Below are 22,748 nucleotides of genomic sequence, written 5' to 3' on the forward strand. Positions count from 1 at the left end.
CTTCGTCGCGCATCCGCCGTGACAGGGCCCACCCGCCTTCCAGCATCCACGACGCGTCCCGATGCCGCACAGCAAGCAACCGGCAGATGCCGACCGAACCCCGCCACCGCCGATGAAGGTCGGATCGAGGACGCGCGGACGGCCCTCACCGCAGGAAGCCCAGCAGCTGACCGAACTGATCCTGTCGATCGCGCGCCGCCTCTTCATCGAGAAGGGCTTCGAGGAGACCAGCATCGACGAGATCTGCGCCATCGGCAAAATGTCGAAGAAGACGTTCTACGCCCGCTTCGGGGAGAAACAGGATCTCTTCCGCGCGGTCGTCGGCGTTCTCGTCAACGAAATCATCCTCGACGCCCGCTCGAAGGTCGGAAGGCGCCCCGACGAGAATCTCCACGGTTACCTGACACGCGTCGCGCTGGATCTCCTGTCCTACGCCATCCGCGCGGATGTGGTCGCGCTGGACCGCCTGATGATCGCGGCAACGCCGAAGTTTCCCGGCCTTATCAAGACCTACGAGGGCGCGCGTCGATCGGCCGCCGATCTCATCGTGCCCTTTATCGCCGAAGCGCAAGCGCGGGGCGAGATCCGGGAGGCCGATCCGCACAAGGTCGCCGAGCACTTCCTCGGCTTCACCGTCATGGAACGCATGAGGACCGCAAGCTTCGGCGTCGAGCCAAACCATGTCACCGACGAGGACGTGGCCACGACGGCGGAACGCGTCGACGTCTTCCTGAACGGATACCTCCGCCGGATGCCCATTTAGCCGCAACGTCCAGCGCTGGCCGAAGGACAAGACGCACCTCACAGACGGCGAAGCCGCTCAGCCGACGTCGGGCCCCGGCGCTGCGCGGGTCTCCGCCCTCTCCTCTCGTCCCAGGATGCCGGTCGCGGCCGCGGTCGCCAGCGTCAGCCGGACCGCAAGGGCGATGACGGCCAAGACCGCCTGATCGAAGGCGGCGAAGGATGCCGCGCGCAGCGCTTCGGCTGCCGCGTCCAGCGGGCGAGCGGACGCAGGGCTCAACTTCGACAAGTCGGAGGATCGAGGCGCCCGCCTCGCCTTTCTCGCCACCGAAGGCGTCCAGACGCACCTGCCGTGCAACGTCCAAGATGATCGCGCGACAGTTTCTCTCGGGTGCCGCCCCGCTGCCTCTCCGGCAAACGTCCGATCTACCGCGCAACACCTCGGGCGCACTTGTCAGTTAGCTAAAGTCTTAAGTTTATCGTGCGACGATTGGAATGATCTTCCACACGTCTCGGGGATGGCGATGCTAAGGACCGTTCGGCAGAAGCTCTTGGCGATCAGCGTTGCGGTGCTATTCCTCATCGTCGGGGGCATGGGTCTGGGGCTCTGGTCGACGGGTCGGCTCGGCGCCGCGCTCGACGCGTCGGATACGGCCGGCGATATCATGCAGAACCATATGCAGGCCGACATGATGCACGACGCCTTGCGCGCCGACGTCCTGTCCGCGATCGTCGGGCAGACAGGCGAGTACAAGATCGACCTGGCGAAGGTGCGCGCGGAGACCGCGGAACACGTGGCCGACTTTCAAGCAGCCATCGAACGCAACCGCCAACTTGCCACCGCAGCTGAAATCCGCGGCGTCCTCGACGCCCTGACCGCACCGTTGCAGGACTACAGCGCGGCGGCCAGCACGATCATCGACCGTATCGGGCGCGGCGAAACGGTCGCGCAGCCCGTTCTCGACGACTTCGTGCACCGGTTCGACGTGCTCGCCGAACGCATGGAAGCCGCCTCCAACGCGATCGACGGGATGGTCGTTCGAGAGAACCAGAAGGCCGACGGCATCCAGTCGCTCAGCCAGCGCATCTTTCTGGCGCTGATGGGCGTCGGGCTCCTGTTCTCGGCGGGCCTCGCCGCCTTTGTCGCGTTCGCCGTCTCCCGCCCGATCCGCGTCCTGTCCAGCAACATGCGCGCTCTTGCCGGCGGAGATCTGGACGTGCGCCTTCATGGCGCGGACCGTCGCGACGAGGTCGGCGAGATCGTGCGCGCCGTGCGCGACTTCCAGACCTTCCTCACCGCCAGGGCGAGCAGCGAGGCGGAAGCGGCAAGCGAGCGACAGAGCCGCAAGCGCGAGAGCCTCCAGCGCCAGCATGCCCTCGACAACGCGAAGGCCGACGATCTTCGCGCCTTCGTGCATGCGGTGGAGGCGGGCTTTGCGCGCCTGTCGGCGGGCGACCTGACGGTGCGCATGGGCGAGGCCGTGGCGCCCGAGTTCGAGCCGATCCGCGCCCAGTTCAACCAGTCGGTCGCACAGCTCGAAGCCACCATCGGCGACGTCGTCCAGGCGGTCGGCGCGATGCGCTCAGGCCTGTCGGAGATAACGGTCGCAGCCGGCGATCTCTCCCAGCGCACCGAGCAGCAGGCGGCCAGCCTCGAGGAGACGGTGGCAGCGCTCGGAGAGGTGACGCGCGGCGTCGGCGAGACGGCGGCCCGCGCCGATTCCGCCCGCCAGTCGGCGTCCACCGCCTGCCGCGAGGCCGAGCGGGGCGGCGAGATCGTCGGCCGCGCGGTGGCGGCGATGGCCGAGATCGAACAGTCCTCGGCGCGCATCGGCAACATCATCGGCGTCATCGACGAGATCGCCTTCCAGACCAACCTTCTGGCGCTGAACGCGGGCGTGGAAGCCGCGCGGGCCGGCGAGGCGGGGCGTGGCTTTGCGGTGGTGGCGCAGGAGGTGCGAGGTCTTGCCCAGCGCTCGGCGGAGGCGGCAAAGGAGATCAAGGCGCTGATCGAGGCGTCCGGCCATCAGGTGGGCTCGGGGGTGGAACTCGTCTCGGCGTCGGGCCGCTCCTTGGAAGCGATTGTGGCCCAGGTCGGGGGTGTCGCGCAGTCGATCGCGGAGATGGCGGATGCGGCACGCGAGCAGGCGGTGAGCCTGCGCGAGGTGTCGGTGGCGGCGGACCAGATGGACAAGGTCACGCAGCAGAACGCGGCGATGGTGGAGGAGACGACGGCGGCGGCGCAGGCGCTGTCGGGCGAGACGGAAGCGCTGGCGGGGCTGGTGTCGGGGTTTGCGACCGGCCGGGGGCAGCGTGCGATGGCAGCACCCGCACGCACCGCCGCCGGCCATGCCGGCCATGCCGTATCATCCCGGCGCATGGCGGCCGCCGCGCCGATGCGCCCAGTCCCGCCCGCCCCGGCTCGTCCGGTCGCGCAGATGCGCACAGTGGGTCATGGCGGCGCGGCTCCGAAGGCCGCGGCCATCGAGGACGGCTGGGAGGAGTTCTGAGCGCTCCCGCCATCAGCTGGGACGTCACGACCCGGAACGGGTCTCGATGAGGGTGCGCCCGCTTTGCTGCGGCGGAGCCTCCTGCAAGGGAGCACTCCCTTGGGCCCAGCATCGGTGGTCAACCCGGCGATATGGCCGAAAGCAATCGTTTCGCGCGGAGACGGAAGGCGGATCACACCGGCAGGCTGCGAGGCGATCGCAAGACATACTCCTTGTCCGTTCCGTTTTCACCATACGGCACCCGCATCCAACTGAGTGGTGCAAGTTCAGAAACGGCCGACGACAGGGGCGCAAGACCGAATGTCCTTCGGTCTCCTCCTCCCGGTCGCGACATTTACTCAGGACATTGGTTGCGTCCCGACGGCAAGCGGCTGCGATCGGCCGGTTCGCCGCGGTAACCAACCCCTTCGATATTTCCGGTTTGTTAATCATGACCGTCTGTCACGCGGATGCCTCGGCCGATAGCGTCCCGGACAGAACGACGCCGAGCCTGCGCGTCGCGGGAGACAACCTGACATGGCCGCCACGCTCACCCGCTCCTTGAGCTTCGATCCCGCATCTTCGACGCTCAACGTCAAGGCGACGGCCTATGTCTCGCCGTATACCGATCCGGTGACGCATGTTCCAGCGAAGAGCTTCTACTACAATGCGTCGCTCGATCAGACGGTCGTCCAGAGCGGCCTTTCGGGCGGCACGGCGACCATCGCCTTCTCGAAGGGTCTCGGTCAGGGCCTCCACTCCCTCGACATCTTCGCTGGCAACGCGACGAGCGGTGAACGCGTCTCCTTCGGCGCCGACATCACGGTCGCGACGGCCGCGTCCAGCGGGCAGACGATCTTCGGCGAGGACGACACGATCGGCTCGACGCGGGTGGACTACGCCTATGGCAGCCAGCACGGCGATGCCTTCTTCATGGGCCAGAACGACGATACGGTCTTTGGCTACGGCGGCAACGACTACATCGACGGCGGCACGGGTGCCGACAGCCTGGTCGGCGGTCTGGGCGACGACGTCTACCTCGTCGACAACGCGGGCGACGCGACGGTCGAACTCGCGGGCGAAGGACGCGACACCGTTCTGTCGACGATCAGTTGGACACTGTCCAAGAACGTCGAAGACCTTCGGCTGGGCGGTGATACCCCTTTGTCCGGCACCGGCAATGAGCTCGACAACCTGATCGTCGGAAACGACGGGACCAACGTTCTCACCGGCCATGCCGGGAACGATACGCTGGAAGGCGGCGGGGGCCACGACACCCTTCTCGGAGGCGCCGGCAACGACACCCTCGACGGGGGCGCCGGGGCCGATCGCATGGAAGGCGGCGCCGGCAACGACACCTACATCGTCGACATGGTGAAAGGCATCTACACGCCGATCGGCGATACGGTCGTGGAAGCGGCCAGCGCTGGTATCGATCGGGTCTACGCGAACGTGACCTTCCAGCTCGGCGCCAACGTCGAGCACCTCCACCTCACCGGCCAAGGTAACATCAACGGCTTCGGCAATGCCCTGGCGAACGAGATATCCGGGAACGACCGCGACAATTTCCTGTTCGGCGCCGAGGGAGCCGATACGCTGCGGGGCGGCGCGGGGCAGGATACGCTCGACGGCGGCGCCGGCAACGACCGGTTGAACGGCGGCGCCGGCCAGGATCGGCTTGTGGGCGGAGCCGGCAGCGACGCCTTCGAGTTCCAGTCGGTGACGGATTCCCCCTATGGCGCCGGCAATGCCGACCAGATCGACGACTTCGTGAAGGGCTCCGACCGGATCGACGTGTCCGCGATCGATGCGAACGAGGTGCTGGCCGGCAACCAGGCGTTCCGCATGGATACGGACGGGATCCTCGCCGTCGGCGAGATCGGTCAGTTGAAGGTCGGCGGGATGACGATCCTGACCATCAACACGGCAGGCGACGCCACCCCTGAAATGATGATCATGGTGCAGGGCCAGCATACGTTTACGTCGGGCGACTTCTGGCTCTGACGAGCCCCCTGCCCTTCCGTACCGCGGCGGGCAGGATCGAACAGATCCCGCCCGTCGATCCGTGCCTGTGGCAAGGCGGCGGCCGCCGGCCGCAGGAATGTCCAGCATCAACGCGACAGGCCCGCCGCGGCGGACCGGGCGGGCCTGTCGATCATCGTCTTCGCGGCAGGACGCCGGCGAAGCTGCGCCTCGTCAGAACTCTTGCCAGTTGTCCTGAAGCGCGGCGAGGGCTGCGTTACCTTGCGCGACCGGCTTCATCTGGACGACGGGACGGGCCGCCGGGGCGGCACGCTTGGCGACGTTCGCGGTCCGCTGTGTCGCGCGCTCGCTCTGGCGGGCATGGTTGGCGGTCGCCGCCGTCCTGAACTCGGCAATCAGGCGCGCAAGCTCGTCCGTCTCGTTCGCCAGCGTCTGCGCGGCCGCCGTCGCCTGCTCGACCATCGCCGCGTTCTGCTGCGTGACCTTGTCCATCTGGTCGGCCGCCGTCGACACCTCACGCAAGGACACCGCCTGCTCCTGCGCCCGGCGCGCGATCTCCGAGACGACGCGGCTGACGTCGCCGACCTCGCCGATGATCTCGGCAAGGCTCTTGCCCGAGGCCGAGACGAGCTCAACGCCCGAGGCCACCTGCTCACCCGACGCCTGAATGAGGTCCTTGATCTCTTTGGCCGCCTCCGCCGAGCGCTGCGCGAGCCCGCGCACCTCCTGCGCGACCACCGCAAAGCCCCGACCCGCCTCGCCGGCACGCGCGGCCTCGACGCCCGCGTTGAGCGCCAGAAGATTGGTCTGGAAGGCGATCTCGTCGATCACCGAGATGATGTTGCCGATCTTCTGGGACGACTGCTCGATCGTGTGCATCGCCTCGACGGCGCGACCGACGATCTGGCCGCCTCGCTCGGCGTTGCGCTGCGCACTCTCGGCACTCGTCTTCGCCTTGTCCGCATCGCGCGCCGTCTCGTTCACCGCACGCGTCACCTCACCGAGCGCCGCGACGGTTTCTTCCAGGCTCGCCGCCTGCTGCTCGGTGCGCTGGGCAAGGTCGTTGGAGGCGACGTTGATCTCCGTCAGCCCTGTGCGGATCGAGCCGATCGAGCCGACGACGGCGCCGATCGTGTGCTCGAGCTTCCCGACCGATGTGTTGAACTGGTCGCGAATGGGTTCGTAGACCGGCGCCACCGGCCGGTCCATGCGCGCGGTCAGGTCGCCCACGGCCAGCCGCGAGAAGCCGGTCTCGATGTCGGCGACGAAACTCGTCAGTTCCTCGGCCTTGGCGCGATCGGCCCGCGCCTGCCGCTCCGCCTCGTCTCGCCGGCGCTCACGCTGGACGGCCGCCTGCTCCTCGAGCTGCACTTTCTCGATCGACGCCTGCTTGAACACTTCGACCGCATGCGCCATCGCGCCGATTTCGTCGGACCGCGACTGGCCCTCGACCGATGCGGACAGATCGCCGGCCGCAAGCGTGCCCATCGTGCCCGTCAGCCTTTGGATCGCGACGCCCAGGCGGCGTGCGAAGATCATGAAGCCGATGAGGGCAAGGGCCGAGATCGCGACGGTGCAGGCCAGCATCGTCCACATCGCCGACCTGGCGGCCTGGACGACCGGCGTGACGTTCGTCGCCAACTCAAGGACGCCGATCTTCTGGCCGGAGAAGTCGTTGAGCGCCATTCCCGTGACGGCGTACGAGACATCGCCGGCTTCGACGACATGCTCCGGCGCGTTGCCCTCGAGGACGGCGCCGAGGTCGTCTGCCGAAAGCAGGCCGCCGTTCGACAGCGTCGAGGCCTGCATCTTGAGCTGCCCATCGCTCAGGACCTGAACCGTCAGGGCGCCGTCGACGGCTTTTGCGAGATGAGCGAAGTAGTCTTCCGTCAGCATGGTCCCGACGTCGACGACGCCGACGACGGAGCTGCCGCGCCGGACCGGCGCGCTCGCAAAGACACTGACGGCGGTACGGCCCGGCTCGATGCCGGCGGTCAGCTTGCCCTCGCGCAGCGCCGTCTCGACGGTGCGGCGACGGCCCTTCATCTGGTCGCCGAACTTGTCCGGCGTGTGGATGCGGGCGACGACCGTCGTGGACGGATCGACGAATGTCATGAGCTGCAGGGAGCCGCTCGCGATGATGTCGGGCAGGCTCGCGGCGTAGCGGGCGACGATCTGATCGCGCTGACCGGTCTGGATGAGGTCTGCCGTTTCCGGCTCTCCGGCGACGGCGAGGGCCAGGGCGGAGGCTGCGCGTTTCTGTGCATCGATATCGGCCAGTACGAAGCCGAGATCGTTCCGCAGTTCCGCCCGGATCGCCTCCTGGTTCATCTGCGTCTGGCGATACCAACCGAGCCCGCCGATGGCAGCACTGGCAAAGAGGACGGCCGCGAACCCGCAGGCAGTGATCGAAACCCAAAGCGGCCGCTTCACCCCGGCCCTGTGCGTGGACATGTCATCCTCCCGGCGCATCTCCGGACGAACGCCAACCCGGCGTCGCGGACAGCCCGCGAGATGCAAAGGACGATAGACTTATGATATCCGGCTGAAGCGGTTGTTAAGTTCGCCGCACTTACGAGCCTGCCTCATCATTTTGCAAACGCGATCGATCGGTTCCCGCCCACCGCGCCCGGCACGCTGTTTCCCCGGCGCCCGTCGCGCCCCCGATGGGGAAAGCTGCGCCGCTCGGCCTGCGGGCTACGCGGAACCGGCGAGTTCGGACTGGAGCCGCCTGCCGAGCCCTCAGCCCGCGAGCGGCACCGTGTGGTCGGCGGACCAGGAAAGGGTCACCGGCTCCCCAGGGCTTCGCAGGCGAGCGTCGCGGTTCTGGGCGAATATCTTCAGGCGGAGGCCGCCCGCTGCCTCCGCTTCGTAGGTGATCGCCGTTCCCGAATAGATCGAGGCCAGGATCACCGCCGACAGCTGGTTTGCCGGGGGCTGCGTGCCATGGCCGCCGTCGCCCGACGCGTCCCGGATCTCGATCTTCTCGGGACGCACGGCCAGCGTCACGGAATGGCCCGCAGGCGGCAGCGCGATGGCGCTGGCGATCCGCTGCCCGTGCGCCGAGACGGTCCCTTCCGCCTCGACGGTGCCCTGCAGGAAGTTCGTGTCGCCGAGGAATTCCGCGGCGAAGCGATTGGCGGGACGCTCATAGACTTCGGTCGGCTCGCCGATCTGGACGATGCGGCCGCGATCGAGGATCGCCACCTTGTCCGACAGGGTCAGCGCCTCTTCCTGGTCGTGGGTCACGAAGATGGTTGTCAGCCCGCTCTCGCGCTGGATGCGCACGAGTTCGACCTGCATCTCCTGGCGCAGCCGTCGGTCGAGCGCCGAAAGCGGCTCGTCGAGAAGGAGGACGCTCGGGCGCGTGACGATGGCGCGGGCGAGCGCCACGCGCTGCTGCTGGCCGCCCGAGAGCTGCTTGGGCTTGCGGGTCCCGAACCCGGGCAGGCGGACCATCTCGAGGGCGCGCTCGACCTCGCGCCGGGCCGCCTCGCCTTTGATGCCACGTCGCGCCAGACCGAAGGCGACGTTGTCGGCGACGCTCATGTGCGGGAACAGGGCGTAGGACTGGAACACCATGCCGATGTTGCGGTCCCAGACGGGAACGCTCGTCACGTCACGGCCGCCGATCGTCACCGTCCCCCGGTCGGGGATGACGAAGCCTGCAATGATGCGCAGCAGTGTCGTCTTGCCGGAGCCCGAGGGGCCGAGGAGGCTGGTGAAGGAGCCTTGCGGGAAATGGGTGGAGATGTCCGACAGGACGTCCACCTTCCCGTAGCTCTTCGCCACTGCGGATACGTCAACGGCGGTCACGGGGGGCTCCTGGTCTGGCGAAGAGGGAGAAGAGGAGGAAGAGCACCATCGAGCCGCCGAGAAGGATCGTGCAGATCGCGTTGATCTCGGGCGTGAAGCCCTTGCGGATGGCCGAGTAGATTTCGACCGGCAGGGTCGAGAAGCCGGGCGTCGCGAGGAAGTAGGAGACTACGAACTGGTCGAGCGAAACGGCGAAGGCGAAGAGCGCCGCGCCGACGATGCTGGGCAGGAGCAGCGGCAGCGTCACGCGGAAGAAGGCGGACACCGGCCGCGAGCCGAGGCTCATGGCCGCTTCCTCCAGATCGGTGCGGATCGTCGTCAGGCCCGTGCCGACGACGAGGACGACATAGGGGATGGCCAGCGCCACATGGCCGATGAGGATCGCGTGGAACCCGCGCCCGATGCCGGTCCAGAAGAAGAAGACGAGCATGGCCGTGCCGGTGATCAGCCAGGGAATCGCGATCGGCGGCAGGAGAGCCAGGCGCAGCAGCGTCTTGCCTCGGAACTCGCGCCGCGACAGCGCGACGGCCGCGAGCGTGCCGAGGCCGGTCGCGATGGCCGACGTGATCAACGCGATGAAGACGCTGTTCCAGCTGGAGCGCAGGAGCTTGGCGTTCTCGCCGAGCGCCGCGTACCAGTGGGTCGTGAAGCGGAAGGGCAGCGCGTAGAGCGGCGACTCGTTGAAGCCCATCGCCACCAGCACCGCGATCGGCAGGTAGAGGAAGACGAGGATCACGACGAGATAGGTGCGGGCGGCGAGTTTCACGGGGGCCCCCTCCTCAGACGGCCGCGTTGCGGCGCAGGACGCCGGAGAAGGTGGCGAAGACAGCCAGCACCACGGCCAGGATGGTGAAGGACAGGGCGGCGCCGAGCGGCCAGTTGAAGGCCGCCGTGAACTGCTCCTCGATCACCGTGCCGAGCGTGACGCCGCGCGTTCCCCCGAGGATGCGCGGCTCCATGAAGGCGCCGATGACCGGCACGAAGATCAGGATCGCGCCCGAGATGAGGCCGGGGGCGGCCAGCGGCACCAGGATCTTGAAGAGGATGGTCCACCAGCGGGCCCCGAGGCTCGCCGCCGCCTCCAGGATCGCGTCGTCGATCGCAAGGAGCGCGACGTAGCAGGTCAGCACCATGTAGGGCAGGTAGCCGTGGACGAGGCCGAGCACGATCGCCGGGAGCGAATACAGGAAGCCGGCCGAGGGGGCGTTGGCGAAGACGGTGCGGATCGCGGTGTCGAGGAAGCCGCCCTCGCGGATCACCATGGTCCAGGAGAAGACGCGCACGAGCCCGTTGGTCCAGAACGGCAGAATGACGAGGATCAGGAGCGTCTCGCGGGCCCGCCCGGCCGTCGCGCGCACGAGCGCGAGGGCCGCGAGGAAGCCGAGGACGGCGCAGATCGCGGTCGTCCAGAGCCCGATCAGGAGCGATGTCCAGGCGACGCCGACGAGATAGGGCTGGTCAATGAAGGCGCGGTAGTTCTTCAGCGTGAAGAACACCTCCTTCTTGCCCATCGGCGTCCCGCTGAGAAAGCTGAAGACCAGCATGGCGCCGAGCGGCAGGAGAACGGCGAGGGTCAGCCAGGCGTAGGTCGGCAGGAGCATGGCGACCGTCGCCATCCAGGGCGGCAGCCGCCCGGCGCCCCCTCCGGCCGCGACGGGGTCGCGGCCGGAGTTGATGTCGGAACCGATGGCGGCCTCAGCCGGCATAGGAGGCCTTCACTTCCTGCCAGAGGTTGCTGAAGGCCTCGCGGCGCTCGTCGGGCTGCGGCGCCATGATCGTCATCGCGTCGAGGTACTTCGGGTCGTGGACCTTGCGGTTGAGGTCGTCTGCGGGAAGCTTGTCCATCGCGGCCGTGTTGGCGGAGGCCGGCGCGCCGACCTTGGTCGCCCAGTCGAAGTAGAAGGCGGGGTCGATCATGTAGTTGATGAAGGCGAGCGCGTTGTCCTTGTTCTCGCTCGTCGTCGGGATCGCCAGCGTGTCGAGCCAGCCGACCGCCCCTTCCTTCGGGACCACGAATTCCACGGGCAGCTTGAAGTTGCGCTTGGAGCGGACCGAGGCGCCGGACCAGTAGACGGAGAGGTCGAACTCGCCGGCCGAGAAGGCCTTGTTCCACTGGTCCTCGCTGGTCCAGATCGTCTTCACGTTGGGCTTCAGGGCCTTCAGCCAGTCGCCGACGCTCTTCAGGTCCTTCGGGTCGTTCATGTCCTGGCCGGTCATGAAGGCGCCGATGGCGACCGCCGTGACGGCGTCGTCGAAGAGACCGACCTTCCCGGCATAGGCGGGATCGGCGAGAGCGCCATAGCTGTCGGGCCGCGGCTTGCCGTCGCGCACGGCGAGCGCGTTCATGCCCCAGACCCAGGGAACGCCGTAGTGCTCGCCGTCGAGCGTGAAGTTCGGATGGTCGGCGAGCTTTGCCGGCACGCCGGCGGCGTTCGAAACCTTGGAAAGGTCGATGACGTCGAGGAGGTCCTCGGCGGTCGCCTGCTGGGTGCGGGCGCTGTTGACGACGACGACGTCGTAGGCGCCCGGGTTGGTCCGCAGCTTCGTCAGCATCTCGGATTCGGCATTGTAGTAGTCGTGGACCACCTCGATGCCGGTCTTCTCCTTGAAGGCCTCGACGGCCCACTTCTCGTCGGTGCCGTAGCCCTGCCAGTTGAGGACGGTCACGGTTCCGGCCGCCCTTGCGGGGCGGAGGCCCGCGCCCAGCCCCGAGATCGCCAGGGTGCCGGCGCCCATGATGGTTAGGAAATCGCGTCTGTTAGGCTGCATGTCGGTCGCTCCGGTTGGATGCGGGGAAAGGTTCATGCGTCGGCGATGGGCACTCTATTCAGGGACGGGGTCCTCTACTTCGACATCCGGTGTCGCGGTGGCCGCTTCGCCGGAATCGATCGTCTGGAGACGTTATTCCAGCACCATGTTGCGGCTTTCCACATCGATGAGCGAGATGGACACGGCCGCGATCACCAGCAGCGTCGATATGCTGAAGAGCGCCATGGTGAAGTTGGAGGCCATCAGCGGCGCGATGATGGAGGGGGCGAGAAGGCCGCCCACCCGTGCCATGGCGCCGGCCAGGCCCATGCCGCTCGCCCGCAGGCTCGTCGGATAGATCTCCGGCGTGAAGGCGTAGAGACCGCCCCAGGTGCCGAGCAGCGAGAAGCTGAGGAGCAGCGTCGCACCGACGACGAGCGCCGGAGTCGAGCCGAAGCTGTAGAGCAGGCACCCGACGGCACTCAGCATGAGGAAGCCGATGAGCGTCGGCTTGCGACCCCACTTCTCGACGCCGTAGGCCGCGAGGAAGAATCCCGGCAACTGCACCAGGGCGACGATCACGAGGAACATCTGCCCGCGCATGAAACCGAAGCCCTCCGAGGCTAGGCGAACCGGCAGATACACGAAGATGCCGTAGTAGGAGATCGATACCAGGGTCCAGGCGATCAGGAGCACGACGGTGCGCCGGCGCAGGACACTGTCGAAGAGCGCGGCGATCGACTTCTTCTCCATCGTCTCCGGGCGCAGGTCGCCGATCGTCCGGGTCGAGCCGTTCGTCTTCGCCATGCGCTCCAGAACGCGCTTGGCCTCGTCCGAGCGGCCCACCTTGTTGAGGTAGAGCGGCGATTCCGGCACGAACAACCGCAAGGCGATGCCGATGACGGCTGGCACCCCGGTGCAGAAGAAGATGGTGCGCCACGCCTCGCCGCCTTGCGATCCCGCATAGAGGGCGACGATCGCCAGCACGATCGTGCCGACCGCCCAGAAGGATTCCAGGAGGACGAGCCAGCGGCCGCGGCGATGCGAGGGCAGGAACTCGGCCATCATCGTGTAGTCCACGGGCAGGGTGCCGCCGACCCCGATCCCGGTCAGGAAGCGCAGCGCGAGCAGCCAGCCGAAATCGGGGGCGAAGGCGCTCGCGATGCCGAACGCGGCGTCGATCAGGACCGTGATCATCAGGCAGTTCCGCCGACCGATCCGGTCGGCCAGGCGACCGAACACGAAGGCGCCGATCAGCATGCCGACGAAGAACAGGGTGCCCGTCTGGAGGGCTTGGGGCACGGTGATGCCGAAGCTTGCCGCAATGGACGGCGCCGTGAAGCCGATGGCCAGGACCTGCATGGCGTCGGCGGCCCAGACGAGGCCGAAGATGACGAAGAGTCGACGCTGGAAGGCCCCCACGCCGGCGGCCTGGATGCCCTGTTCCACGGATATGGTCTGCGCCATGGCTTTATCCCCTGCGATTGCGGTTCATCTGTAAGGCATGCGCGACGATGTGCCGAAGCCGGGATGCGGCGGCCGAGCGTCGTCGCCTCCGCCCGCTCGGGAGCGGACGGGCAACCCCTTCTGTGTTCGACCTGCGAAGAGCGCCCCTCCCTGCGCCCTCCTCCGTTCGCGTCAGGCCGTGCGGCGCAGTTCCTTCACCACGATGTCGCCGTCGACGACGATGGCCTCGTCGTCGAGGAAGAGGGAGCAGCCGCGCATCGGGATGTCGAGATGGCAGACCGTGTCGTTGGGGCCGCCGAGCTCGTTGTTCGGGCCGGTCGAGAACATGACGTTGCCCCAGAAGGAGCGCGGCTCCATGCCCATGCCGCCGGGGAATTCGCCCGGCACCAGTCCGTGCCACTTGGCGTTGGGGTTCATGCCCCAGCCGACATGGCTCATGCCCATGCCGCGCGGGTCGTTGAAGCCGTCCATGTAGGATTTGACGAGCTCGGCCTCGAGGCCGCCGCGGATGTCGCGCACCCAGCCCTTCTCGATCGTGTAGGTGATCGGCTCGCGCACATAGACGTTCTGCGGCAGGAGGATGTCGCCCGGCGCCACGACGATCTGACCGTCCACACCGTCGTCGTCGCCGCCGGTGAAGACGAAGCCGGACGGCCAGTGGTCCCAGCGGCCGGGCTCGTCGGTGCAGGCGTATTCGGTGATCGTCGGATAGGTGTTGAGCTTGTAGGTGACGTCCGTGCCGTGCCGGGAGGTGATGCGCATCACCTTGGCCTTGGCGAGGATCTCGCCCGCGATCTCCACCTTCTCGCGCAGCTCCTTCGTCGGCAGCATCCGGGCCAGAAGCTCCGGCGGCTCGACCGCCGTCAGGATGCGCGTCCCGGCCGCCTGGATGGCGAACTGCTCGGGGCTGAAGAGCAGGAACACGCAGTCGATCAGCATGTCGCAGTTCTTCAGCGCCTCGACCGCGTCGGGCAGCGCGGCAAGGCCGGTGACGCCGACGTTCCAGCCGCCGGTCGGCAGCGGCGCCGGCAGGCGCATGTGGTACATCCGCGCCCCGAGCCGCTGGCCGGCGGCCATGAAGGCGTCGGCATAGTCGAGCCGGTCGGCGCCCTGCGTCAGGACCACGAGCTTCTCGCCCTCGTGGACGCCGGACATCTTCAGCTGATGCAGGCAGATTTCGGTGAAGCTCGCGTGATCCATGTCCGGTCTCCTGATGCCTGAAGGGTCTGAGGTCTCAAACGGATGGGGAGCCGGCGCGCGCCGCCTGAATGCGCGCGAGCGCCTCCAGCGCCTCGTCCAGCGTGACGACGTCGCCGTACTTGGCGTCGATGTCGAAGAGGTTCGCCTCGTGCGGGGCCTCGTGCCGGTCGCCGACGCAGTCGCGGACGACGATCGTGCGGAACCCGTGCTGGACGGCGTCGACGGCGCTGGCGCGGATGCAGCCCGACGTCGAGCAGCCGGCGAGGACCACCGTGTCGATCCCCTGCGCATGCAGCATGGGGGCGAGGCTGGTGCCGAAGAAGGCGCTGGCATACTGCTTGGTGAAGACCGGCTCGCCCGCGACCGGCTCGACGCCGTCGCAGAACTCGGCCAGCGGATTGCCGGCCACCATCGCCGCCATGACGGGCGACTTCCTGACCCACACCCCGCCATCGGCGCAGCCGGGGGCGTGATAGAGGATGTTGGTGTGGATCACCGGAACGCCGTGCCGGCGCGCGGCGGCCAGAAGGCGCGGCGTCTCGGCCACCGCCCTGACGACGCCGGGGGCATAGAGCGGCGCCCCGGCCTCCGTGTAGGCCTTCATGAAGTCGATCACGAGGAGCGCGGGCGCCCGGCCGAAGCCGATGCGGTTTCCCCAGACGCCCCTGTAGTTCTCGGAAGCCGCCGGATCCATCGCGCCGCTCCTCAGTAGGCGCCGGAGAGGAGCGCGCCGGCGCCCGGCACGATGCGCTCGAGGCCCAGCTCGTCGAGCATCCGGTAGGTGGTGGCGACCGCCGCCGACAATGTCGGCTTGCCCGTCAGCGCCTCGACCCTTGCGATGCTCGGCAGCGAGGGCATCTGCACGCAGGCCGACAGGACCACCGCATCGACGCCCGACGTGTCGAGCCCGGCGACGATCCCCGGCAGGTTGGCAGGGTCGTGCGCCGCCACTTTCAGATTGTCCGAGATCTCCAGCGCCTCGTGGGTGACGACCTCGATGCCCTCGGCCTCGATATAGTCGATCACGAGCTTCGTCAGCGGCTTCATGTAAGGGGCGACCAGCGCGATGCGCCGCGCCTTCAGGACATCCAACGCCTCGACCAGGGCGCCGGCGCTGGTGACGACCGGGGCCGGCGCGCCGTTCTCGGCGGTGACCTTCGACAGGCGGGCCTGGCTCTCGCGGTGGTAACCGTGGCCCATCGCCATGATGGCGACGAGGCAGGCATAGCCGAGGACGTCGACCCGCGCGTCGGACAGCTCCAGCGCGCAGCGGTCGGACTGGGCGTCCATCGCGGCGAGCTCGTCCCTGGTGACGTGCTTCATGCGCATGCGCGCCGAATGAAAGGTGAAGCGCTCGGGCCGGATCAGCTGGCGCGCGGCCAGCATGGCGGGGATCTCGGTCTCCATCGTGATGTTGGAGCTCGGTACGATCTGGCCGATGCGGAAGGTTCGGGTGCTCATGGATCAGGCCCGCGCGAGAGAGGTGCCGAGAAGCGTGTCGAGGGCGCGAAGGAAGCCTTCGAGGTCGTCCCAGGGGATCATGTGGCCGGCGTCGGGCACGCGCGCCGTGCGGATCGCGGGATTGAGCCTTGCGATCTCGGCCTCGTCCTCCGCCTCGATCACGCCGCCGCGCCCCGCGATCATCAGGACCGCAGGCACCGGCAGGGCCGGCAGGTCCCGGTGGATGTCGTCGGTGTGGAAGCCCTCGAAGGCGGTGACGATCGCCGGCTCGTAGCAGGTGTGCAGCCATTCGGCGCGCAGCGCGAGTTGCTCGGGCGTCCAGGTCGGGCAGAAGGCGCGCATCGCCTCGGCATCCATTCCCTCGACGGCCTGGCGGATGGAATCGACGTACCAGGGCAGCTTGGACGGGTACGCGCGCCGATCCGGCCCCGACACGGGCGGGTCCACCAGCACGAGACGCTTCATGCCGGCGGCGTTGCGGCTCGCCGCGCGGATCGCGATCCGGGCCCCCATCGAATGCCCGAGCACCGTCGCGTCCGCAAAGCCCAGAGCGGCGATCAGCGCCGACAGGTCGTCCGCCATGGCGTCGAGCCCGTAGTCGAGACCCGGCCCCGTGGAGGACAGGCCCCGCCCGCGCACGTCCACGACATAGGTGTCGAACCCTTCGGCCAGGCGTTCGGCGACGAAGCCCCAGGTGATGGCGGGACTGGTGATGCCGGGCACGAGGACCAGCGGCTCACCCGAACCGCGATAGCGCAGGATGTGCTGGCGGATGCCGTTGGCGCGGATGTTGAAGCCTTCGGGGGCGATGGGGCTCATGCCGCCACCCCGCTTTCGCTGCGCAGCGGCACGTCGAAGATGTCGTAGCCGAAGACCCAGGCCGGATCCTCCTGCGTGCGCAGCCACGTGTTGGCGTTGGACACGGCCTGCACGCGGGAGGCGCGCTCGCGCCGGTTCGCCTCGTAGAGACGGAAGGCGGTGGCGTGATCGGAGAGGCCCGTCTCGGACAGGCAGCGGGCCAGCATCGCCCCGTCCTCGATCGCCATGGCCGCCCCTTGCGCCATGTGCGGCTTCATCGGATGGCAGGCGTCGCCGAGCAGCACCAGCCGCCCGCGGCTCCACAGCGGCAGCGGGTTCCGGTTGAGGAGAGGCCACTTGGTGACCTCGGTGGTCGCCTCGATCAGCGCCTGGACGACCGGGTGATAGCCGACGAAGGCCTCGCGCATCTCCTCGCGGCTCGAGGGCGCGAAGGCACCGTCGAAGTCCCAGGCGGGATGCGGCACGCCGGTCACGTAGTAGTATTCGTGCCCGTCGGCCGTCGTGTCGTAGACCATCATGTGGCGGTCGTGCGTCCACCATTTCACGCAGGCCTCGAAGTCGAGGCCCGTCCTGCGCAGGGCATCCTTGTCGAGAAGCGCGCGATGGCCGACCCAGCCGCTGTAGTTCGGCTTCTCGTCGCCCAGCAGCGTCTCGCGGATGCGCGAGTTGATGCCGTCCGCCCCCACCACGATGTCGGCGCGGGCGCGCGAGCCGTCCGCAAAGGCGAGGTCGACGCCCGAGCCGTCCTCCTCAATCGATGCGAGGCGCTTGTCGAAATGGAGCGTGCCGGGCTGAAGGGCCGAGACCTGGAGCGCGTGAAGGTCGCCGCGATGCACGGTGAGATAGGGCGCGCCATAGGTCCTGAGGGCATGCTCGCCGAGCGGGATGCGCGAGAGGTACTCGCCGGTCTCGCCGTCGCGCGAGAACCAGAAGTCCGGCTTGGACGCGATGGCGACCAGTGCGTCCTCGATGCCGATGCGCCGGAAGATCTTGAGGACGTTCGGGCCCATGTGGATGCCGGCGCCGACGCGCGAGAAGGCAGGGGCCTGCTCGTAGACGTCGACCTTGAAGCCCGCCTTCTGCAACAGGGCGGCAGCGGCGACACCGCCGAGTCCGGCGCCCACGACGGCGATGCGGGATCCTGGCTGCATGGTTGCGTCACTCCGTTCGAGGCCGTCATGCAAGACGACCGGACACCCCATTTATTGAGTGTATACGCTACAAATGCAAGAGGAAATTTTATGCTGCGACTGCATAAATCGTCATCGCATCGCACAATCGCGGCGCATATCAAGCATTCTATACTCGATTGACAGTATTGCGCTTTGCCGCAATCATAGCGCTTACGCTCTAAATAGTCGATCCCATGTTCGCTACTCACAGCCCGATGCCCCGATCCCCGATGCCGGCCACTCCCTCCTGTCCGCACGTCCTTGCGGTTCCCTCGCGGGAGCGGCATGAGGGAGCCGCCGGCCATGCTCCGATGGGCTCCCCGGTGCTCGGACGATCGAAGGACGGACATGCAGGACGCACATCACGAGCCGGCCGCACAGGACGCCGCGCCCTACGACTTCACCCAGCAGGTCGGATATCTTCTGCGCCGGGCCTACCAGCGCCATCTCGCGATCTTCCAGGCCGAAAGCGCCGACGGCCAGCTCACGGCCGTCCAGTTCTCGACGCTCTGCGCCCTTCGCGACAACGGCGCGCTGTCGCAGGGCGAGCTCGTGCGGCACACGGGTATCGACCAGGCCACGATCCGCGGCATCGTGGATCGCCTGCGGGGCCGGAGCCTCGTCGCCCTGTCGAAGGATCCGGAAGACGGCCGCAAGGTCATCACCGGGATCACCCCGGCCGGGCTCGCCCTCCTCGACGAGATGGTGCCCCGCGCCAGGAGGATCACCGAGCTGACGATGGAGCGTCTCAACCCCGCAGAACGCATGGCCCTGATCCACACGCTTCGCATCCTCGCCGACGTGGACGCGGCCCCCTGACAGATGGGCCGGCCTCGGCCAGCGGGCCTGCCCGATGAGCCCGGCAGCCCGGCCCTTCCAGCTGATCGTTAACGGCGAGAGCGTCCGCGTCACCGCGGCGCCCGACACGCCCCTCCTCTACATCCTGCGCAACGACCTCGCCCTCAATGGCCCGAAATACGGCTGCGGCCTCGGCGAATGCGGCGCCTGCGCGGTGCTGGTCGGCGACCGTGCCGTGCGGTCCTGCACCCTGCCCCTCGCCGACCTCAACGAGCGCGCCGTCACCACGCTGGAGGGTCTCGGGACGGCGGCCGCGCCCCATCCGGTCCAGGCCGCCTTCATCGCCGCCCAGGCCGCCCAGTGCGGCTACTGCCTGAACGGCATGATCATCGCGACCGTCGCGCTCCTGCGGCGCGAACCGAGCCCGAGCGAGGGGGCGATCCGCCAGGCGCTGCGCCATCACCTGTGCCGCTGCGGCACGCACATGGAGATCCTGGCGGCCGTTCGCGCCGCGGCCCGATCGACCAGCGCGGAGACCGCATCATGACGTCGACGAAGAGGGATGCGCCGAAGGGCCTTTCGGTGGTGCGCCCGGGCGCACGGGCGGACGGCGCGGACGAATTGTTCCTCGTGATCGCGGAGGACGGGCGCGTGACGGCCTATAACGGGCATGTGGATCTGGGCACCGGCATCCGCACCGCCCTGGCCCAGATCGTCGCCGACGAGCTCGATGTGGCCTTTGCCGACGTCACCATGGTGCTGGGATCGACGGCGACCGGCCCGAACCAGGGCGCGACGATCGCCAGCGAGACGATCCAGGTGACGGCCGAGCCCCTGCGCGCCGCGGCGGCCACTGCCCGCGCCCACCTCCTCGTGCGCGCCGCCATCCGCCTCGGCCACCCCGTCGAGGACCTGTCCGTCGAGGACGGGATCGTCGGCACGCGCGACCCCGGCAACGCCTACGTCTCCTATGCCGACCTCCTCGCCGGGGACGGCGTGCGGCTTCCGATCGACCCGGCCGCCCCGCTCAAGCCGGTCGAGGACTACCGCATCGTCGGAACCGCGCAGCCGCGCACCGACATTCCCGCCAAGGCGACCGGCACCTTCGCCTATGTCCACGACGTGCGCGTGCCCGACATGCTGCACGGCCGCGTCGTGCGCCCGCCCTATCTCGGCTTCGACAGCGGCCCGCATATCGGCGCCAGCCTCATCCACGCCGACGAAGCGTCGGTCTCCGCGCTTCCCGGCTTCGTCGCGCTGGTCGTCGTCGGCGACTTCGTCGGCGTCGTCGCCGAGCGCGAGGAGCAGGCGATCGAGGCGATGCGCCGGCTCAAGGTGCGCTGGCGCGCGGCGCCCGAGATCGCCGATCTCGGCCGGCCCGAGGCGGCGCTGCGCGACCAGCCCTCAACGGCCCGGCGCCTTGCCGACCGGGGCGACGTGGAGCGCGCCCTCGAGGCCGAAGCGACGCTGGAGCGGACCTATGTCTGGCCCTACCAGATGCACGCCTCGATCGGCCCGTCCTGCGCCGTGGCCGACTGGATCGGCGATGGCCTGACCGTCTGGTCCGGCACGCAGAACCCCTTTCCCCTGCGCGCCGACCTCGCCCGCCTTCTCGAGATGGCCGAGGACCGGATCACCGTGGAGCGGCTGGAGGCGGCCGGCTGCTACGGCCGCAACTGCGCCGACGACGTGACAGCGGACGCCGCGCTCCTGTCGCGCGCGGTCGGGCGCCCCGTCCGGGTCCAGCTGACGCGCGAGCAGGAGCACGCCTGGGAGCCGAAGGGCGCCGCGCAGGTCGTGGACGTGCGCGGCGGGCTGGACCTCGAAGGCGGCCTCGCCCTCTACGACTTCGAGACGCGCTACCCCTCGAACCTCGCCCCGACGCTGCCGCTCATCCTGACCGGCAAGGTCCCGCCGGTGGCGGACACGCTGCAGATGGGCGATCGCACCGCGATCCCACCCTACACCTTCCCGAACCTGCGCGTGACCGTCCACGACATGCCGCCGATCGCGCGTGCGTCGTGGTTCCGGGGCGTGTCGGCGATGCCCAACACCTTCGCGCACGAATCCTTCATCGACGAGCTGGCGACCGCCGCAAAGGTGGATCCCGTCGAGTACCGCTTACGCTACCTCACCGATCCACGCGCGATCGACCTCGTGCGCGCCACGGCCGAGCGCGCGAACTGGGTGCCCCATACCGAGCCCTTCACGCACGGGAGCGAGGGCGACATCCTCTACGGCCGGGGCTTCGCCTATGCCGTCTATGTCCACGGCAAGTTCCCCGGCACCGCAGCGGCCTGGGCGGCCTGGGCGGCGGACGTGGCGGTCAACCGCGCGACCGGCGAGATCGCCGTGACCCGCGTCGTCTGCGGCCAGGACACCGGGCAGGTGGTCAATCCGGACGGCGTCCGCCACCAGATCCACGGCAACGTCATCCAGTCGACCAGCCGGGTCCTCAAGGAGGAGGTTCGCTTCTCGCGAACGGGCGTCGCCGCGTTCGAATGGGGCGCCTATCCCATCCTCCAGTTTCCCGACGTGCCGGACATCGACGTCCTGATGGTGCCGCGCCCCGACGAGCCGCCGCTCGGCGCCGGCGAGTCCGCCTCCGTGCCGAGCGCGGCGGCGATCTGCAACGCCGTGTTCGATGCGACGGGCGTGCGCTTCCGCGAATTGCCTCTGACGCCAGAGCGCGTCCGCGCCGCGCTCAATCCCCTGCCGCCGCCCGATACGGCCTCAGTCAGGGCACGTCGGCGCTGGACCTGGCCGATCGCGGGCGCGCTCTTCGGCTCGATCGCGGCCGGCGCCGCGATCCTTCCCTTCCCCGGCGCCATCGCCCCGGTCCCGAAGCCCGGCCCCGACGTGTTCTCGGCGGCGACGATCGAGCGCGGGCGCCAGGCGGCCGCCGTCGGCGCCTGCAACGTCTGCCATGCGGGGACCGGCGGCGAGGCCTTTGCCGGGGGACGCGCGCTGGAGACGCCATTTGGAACGGTCTATGCCACCAACATCACCCCGGACGAGACGACCGGCATCGGCGGCTGGAGCTATCCGGCCTTCGAGCGGGCGATGCGGCAGGGCGTCTCGCGCGACGGCCATCACCTTTATCCCGCCCATCCCTATACGTCCTTCGCCAAGGCGAGCGAGGCGGACCTCCAGGCGCTCTACGCCTATCTCATGGTCCAGGAGCCCGTCGCCTCGACGGCTCCGCCGACCGCGTTGCGCGCGCCCTTCAACATCCGGCCGCTGATGGCCGGGTGGAACGCGCTGTTCCACTCCGCGGCGGGCGCACCGACGGATGCGGCCCGGGGTGCCGAATGGAATCGCGGCGCCGAGCTCGTGGAAGGGCTCGGCCACTGCAGCGCCTGCCACAGCCCGCGCAATGCGCTGGGCGGCGAGGTCGGCGGTAAGGCGCATCTGGCCGGCGGCGAGGCCGACGGCTGGCACGCGCCCTCGTTGCGCGGCGGCGAGGCGCCCGTCGCCTGGACGCGCGAAGCGCTCTACGATTACCTGCGCGACGGCCGATCGGCCGAGCACGGCAGCGCCGCGGGTCCGATGGCCCATGTGGTCGCCTCGCTGGCCGATCTGCCCGACGCCGACATCCAGGCGATGGCGACCTATCTCTCGTGGCTGGGCGGACCGCCGACGCGTTCAAGCGAGGCCCAGGCGCAGGTGAAGCAAGCGATCGAGGCGAGCGAGGCCGCCGCCGTCGCGGCCGCGGTCGCGGAGCCCGCCGGCGCGCGCATCTTCGAGGGCGCGTGCGCCACCTGCCATGCGCCGGGCGAGCCCGCCGCGCCGCTCGCCCTCAACGTCAATCTCCATGCGGCGGGGCCCGGAAACGCCATCCGGGCGGTCCTGTCGGGCGTGCCCGCCCATCGGGGGCTGGCGGCCGAACCGATGCCGGGCTTCGGCGCGGCGCTCGACGACCGTGCGATCGCCGACCTGATGGCCTATCTTCGCGCACGCTTCGCGCCCGACAAGCCGGCCTGGACGGATGTGCCCGGCGTGGTGGGCGCGGCGCGCGCTGCGCCCCATTCCTGATCGAACGCGTTCGGATCGC

General features: G+C 68.8%; 18 protein-coding genes. 6 read left to right on the plus strand and 12 right to left on the minus strand.

What is annotated here, in order from left to right; translation table 11 throughout:
* Window positions 1–61 precede the first annotated feature (61 nt).
* Complete coding sequence (locus ACLNGM_RS00890) at window positions 62–763, plus strand: TetR/AcrR family transcriptional regulator (RefSeq protein WP_416356802.1); 702 nt, start codon at window positions 62–64, stop codon at window positions 761–763.
* Between the two features lie 57 nt (window positions 764–820).
* On the opposite strand, the gene ACLNGM_RS00895 is transcribed toward ACLNGM_RS00890, so the two are convergent.
* Window positions 821–1,021 carry a hypothetical protein gene (locus tag ACLNGM_RS00895; RefSeq protein ID WP_416356803.1) on the minus strand — a complete coding sequence of 67 codons (201 nt, stop codon included), beginning with the start codon at window positions 1,019–1,021 and terminating at the stop codon, window positions 821–823.
* 244 nt (window positions 1,022–1,265) lie between these two features.
* Here ACLNGM_RS00895 and ACLNGM_RS00900 point away from each other — a divergent pair, with 244 nt between their 5' ends.
* Together ACLNGM_RS00900 and ACLNGM_RS00905 are read left to right on the plus strand one after the other, a co-directional pair.
* On the plus strand, window positions 1,266–3,251 hold the full coding sequence (locus ACLNGM_RS00900) for a methyl-accepting chemotaxis protein (RefSeq protein WP_416356804.1): 1,986 nt from the start codon (window positions 1,266–1,268) through the stop codon (window positions 3,249–3,251).
* Window positions 3,252–3,767: 516 nt separating this feature from the next.
* The gene (locus tag ACLNGM_RS00905; RefSeq protein ID WP_416356805.1) at window positions 3,768–5,234 is read left to right on the plus strand and encodes a calcium-binding protein; all 1,467 of its coding nucleotides are present in this window, start codon (window positions 3,768–3,770) and stop codon (window positions 5,232–5,234) included.
* 192 nt (window positions 5,235–5,426) lie between these two features.
* Here ACLNGM_RS00905 and ACLNGM_RS00910 read toward each other — a convergent pair whose 3' ends face one another.
* The 11 genes from ACLNGM_RS00910 to ACLNGM_RS00960 form a co-directional block, all read right to left on the minus strand.
* The gene (locus ACLNGM_RS00910; RefSeq protein WP_416356806.1) at window positions 5,427–7,667 is read right to left on the minus strand and encodes a methyl-accepting chemotaxis protein; all 2,241 of its coding nucleotides are present in this window, start codon (window positions 7,665–7,667) and stop codon (window positions 5,427–5,429) included.
* A 288-nt stretch (window positions 7,668–7,955) separates the two neighbouring features.
* The gene (locus ACLNGM_RS00915) at window positions 7,956–9,029 is read right to left on the minus strand and encodes an ABC transporter ATP-binding protein (RefSeq protein WP_090965725.1); all 1,074 of its coding nucleotides are present in this window, start codon (window positions 9,027–9,029) and stop codon (window positions 7,956–7,958) included.
* Window positions 9,016–9,795 (minus strand): ABC transporter permease, encoded by a 780-nt coding sequence (locus tag ACLNGM_RS00920; protein WP_244546072.1) that lies wholly within the window; start codon window positions 9,793–9,795, stop codon window positions 9,016–9,018. The genes ACLNGM_RS00915 and ACLNGM_RS00920 overlap by 14 nt, the downstream gene beginning before the upstream one ends.
* 13 nt (window positions 9,796–9,808) lie before the next feature.
* Window positions 9,809–10,645 (minus strand): ABC transporter permease, encoded by an 837-nt coding sequence (locus ACLNGM_RS00925; protein ID WP_416358528.1) that lies wholly within the window; start codon window positions 10,643–10,645, stop codon window positions 9,809–9,811.
* A gap of 79 nt (window positions 10,646–10,724) precedes the next feature.
* On the minus strand, window positions 10,725–11,765 hold the full coding sequence (locus tag ACLNGM_RS00930) for an ABC transporter substrate-binding protein (RefSeq protein ID WP_416358529.1): 1,041 nt from the start codon (window positions 11,763–11,765) through the stop codon (window positions 10,725–10,727).
* 165 nt (window positions 11,766–11,930) lie between these two features.
* On the minus strand, window positions 11,931–13,244 hold the full coding sequence (locus ACLNGM_RS00935; protein ID WP_416356807.1) for an MFS transporter: 1,314 nt from the start codon (window positions 13,242–13,244) through the stop codon (window positions 11,931–11,933).
* A 171-nt stretch (window positions 13,245–13,415) separates the two neighbouring features.
* The gene (locus ACLNGM_RS00940; protein WP_416356808.1) at window positions 13,416–14,444 is read right to left on the minus strand and encodes a leucyl aminopeptidase; all 1,029 of its coding nucleotides are present in this window, start codon (window positions 14,442–14,444) and stop codon (window positions 13,416–13,418) included.
* Between the two features lie 34 nt (window positions 14,445–14,478).
* A complete protein-coding gene (locus ACLNGM_RS00945) occupies window positions 14,479–15,138 on the minus strand; it encodes an N-carbamoylsarcosine amidohydrolase (RefSeq protein ID WP_416356809.1) in 660 nt (219 codons plus the stop codon).
* Window positions 15,139–15,149: 11 nt separating this feature from the next.
* Window positions 15,150–15,905 carry an Asp/Glu racemase gene (locus ACLNGM_RS00950; RefSeq protein WP_090965717.1) on the minus strand — a complete coding sequence of 252 codons (756 nt, stop codon included), beginning with the start codon at window positions 15,903–15,905 and terminating at the stop codon, window positions 15,150–15,152.
* 3 nt (window positions 15,906–15,908) lie between these two features.
* Entirely contained in the window at window positions 15,909–16,724 is an 816-nt protein-coding gene (locus tag ACLNGM_RS00955) for an alpha/beta fold hydrolase (protein ID WP_416356810.1), read from the minus strand.
* On the minus strand, window positions 16,721–17,875 hold the full coding sequence (locus ACLNGM_RS00960; RefSeq protein ID WP_416356811.1) for an FAD-dependent monooxygenase: 1,155 nt from the start codon (window positions 17,873–17,875) through the stop codon (window positions 16,721–16,723). Before ACLNGM_RS00960 ends, ACLNGM_RS00955 begins: the two co-directional genes overlap by 4 nt.
* 369 nt (window positions 17,876–18,244) lie before the next feature.
* Between ACLNGM_RS00960 and ACLNGM_RS00965 the strand changes: the two genes are divergently transcribed.
* From ACLNGM_RS00965 to ACLNGM_RS00975, 3 genes are read left to right on the plus strand one after another with little or no spacing between them, the layout of a single operon-like run.
* Window positions 18,245–18,715 (plus strand): MarR family winged helix-turn-helix transcriptional regulator, encoded by a 471-nt coding sequence (locus ACLNGM_RS00965; protein ID WP_090965711.1) that lies wholly within the window; start codon window positions 18,245–18,247, stop codon window positions 18,713–18,715.
* A 34-nt stretch (window positions 18,716–18,749) separates the two neighbouring features.
* A complete protein-coding gene (locus ACLNGM_RS00970; RefSeq protein WP_416356812.1) occupies window positions 18,750–19,241 on the plus strand; it encodes a (2Fe-2S)-binding protein in 492 nt (163 codons plus the stop codon).
* On the plus strand, window positions 19,238–22,729 hold the full coding sequence (locus ACLNGM_RS00975; protein WP_416356813.1) for a molybdopterin cofactor-binding domain-containing protein: 3,492 nt from the start codon (window positions 19,238–19,240) through the stop codon (window positions 22,727–22,729). The genes ACLNGM_RS00970 and ACLNGM_RS00975 overlap by 4 nt, the downstream gene beginning before the upstream one ends.
* Window positions 22,730–22,748: the final 19 nt, after the last annotated feature.

This window comes from Aureimonas phyllosphaerae, assembly GCF_047943035.1.
Lineage (GTDB): Bacteria > Pseudomonadota > Alphaproteobacteria > Rhizobiales > Rhizobiaceae > Aureimonas > Aureimonas phyllosphaerae.

Excerpts from the sequence above, each read along its gene's own strand:
- ACLNGM_RS00890 (WP_416356802.1), top strand. The coding sequence starts at position 62 with ATGCCGCACAGCAAGCAACCGGCAGATGCCGACCGAACCCCGCCACCG.
- ACLNGM_RS00900 (WP_416356804.1), top strand. The coding sequence starts at position 1,266 with ATGCTAAGGACCGTTCGGCAGAAGCTCTTGGCGATCAGCGTTGCGGTG.
- ACLNGM_RS00905 (WP_416356805.1), top strand. The coding sequence starts at position 3,768 with ATGGCCGCCACGCTCACCCGCTCCTTGAGCTTCGATCCCGCATCTTCG.
- ACLNGM_RS00910 (WP_416356806.1), bottom strand. The coding sequence starts at position 7,667 with ATGTCCACGCACAGGGCCGGGGTGAAGCGGCCGCTTTGGGTTTCGATC.
- ACLNGM_RS00925 (WP_416358528.1), bottom strand. The coding sequence starts at position 10,645 with ATGGCGACGGTCGCCATGCTCCTGCCGACCTACGCCTGGCTGACCCTC.
- ACLNGM_RS00930 (WP_416358529.1), bottom strand. The coding sequence starts at position 11,765 with ATGGGCGCCGGCACCCTGGCGATCTCGGGGCTGGGCGCGGGCCTCCGC.
- ACLNGM_RS00935 (WP_416356807.1), bottom strand. The coding sequence starts at position 13,244 with ATGGCGCAGACCATATCCGTGGAACAGGGCATCCAGGCCGCCGGCGTG.
- ACLNGM_RS00940 (WP_416356808.1), bottom strand. The coding sequence starts at position 14,444 with ATGGATCACGCGAGCTTCACCGAAATCTGCCTGCATCAGCTGAAGATG.
- ACLNGM_RS00945 (WP_416356809.1), bottom strand. The coding sequence starts at position 15,138 with ATGGATCCGGCGGCTTCCGAGAACTACAGGGGCGTCTGGGGAAACCGC.
- ACLNGM_RS00950 (WP_090965717.1), bottom strand. The coding sequence starts at position 15,905 with ATGAGCACCCGAACCTTCCGCATCGGCCAGATCGTACCGAGCTCCAAC.
- ACLNGM_RS00955 (WP_416356810.1), bottom strand. The coding sequence starts at position 16,724 with ATGAGCCCCATCGCCCCCGAAGGCTTCAACATCCGCGCCAACGGCATC.
- ACLNGM_RS00960 (WP_416356811.1), bottom strand. The coding sequence starts at position 17,875 with ATGCAGCCAGGATCCCGCATCGCCGTCGTGGGCGCCGGACTCGGCGGT.
- ACLNGM_RS00965 (WP_090965711.1), top strand. The coding sequence starts at position 18,245 with ATGCAGGACGCACATCACGAGCCGGCCGCACAGGACGCCGCGCCCTAC.
- ACLNGM_RS00970 (WP_416356812.1), top strand. The coding sequence starts at position 18,750 with ATGAGCCCGGCAGCCCGGCCCTTCCAGCTGATCGTTAACGGCGAGAGC.
- ACLNGM_RS00975 (WP_416356813.1), top strand. The coding sequence starts at position 19,238 with ATGACGTCGACGAAGAGGGATGCGCCGAAGGGCCTTTCGGTGGTGCGC.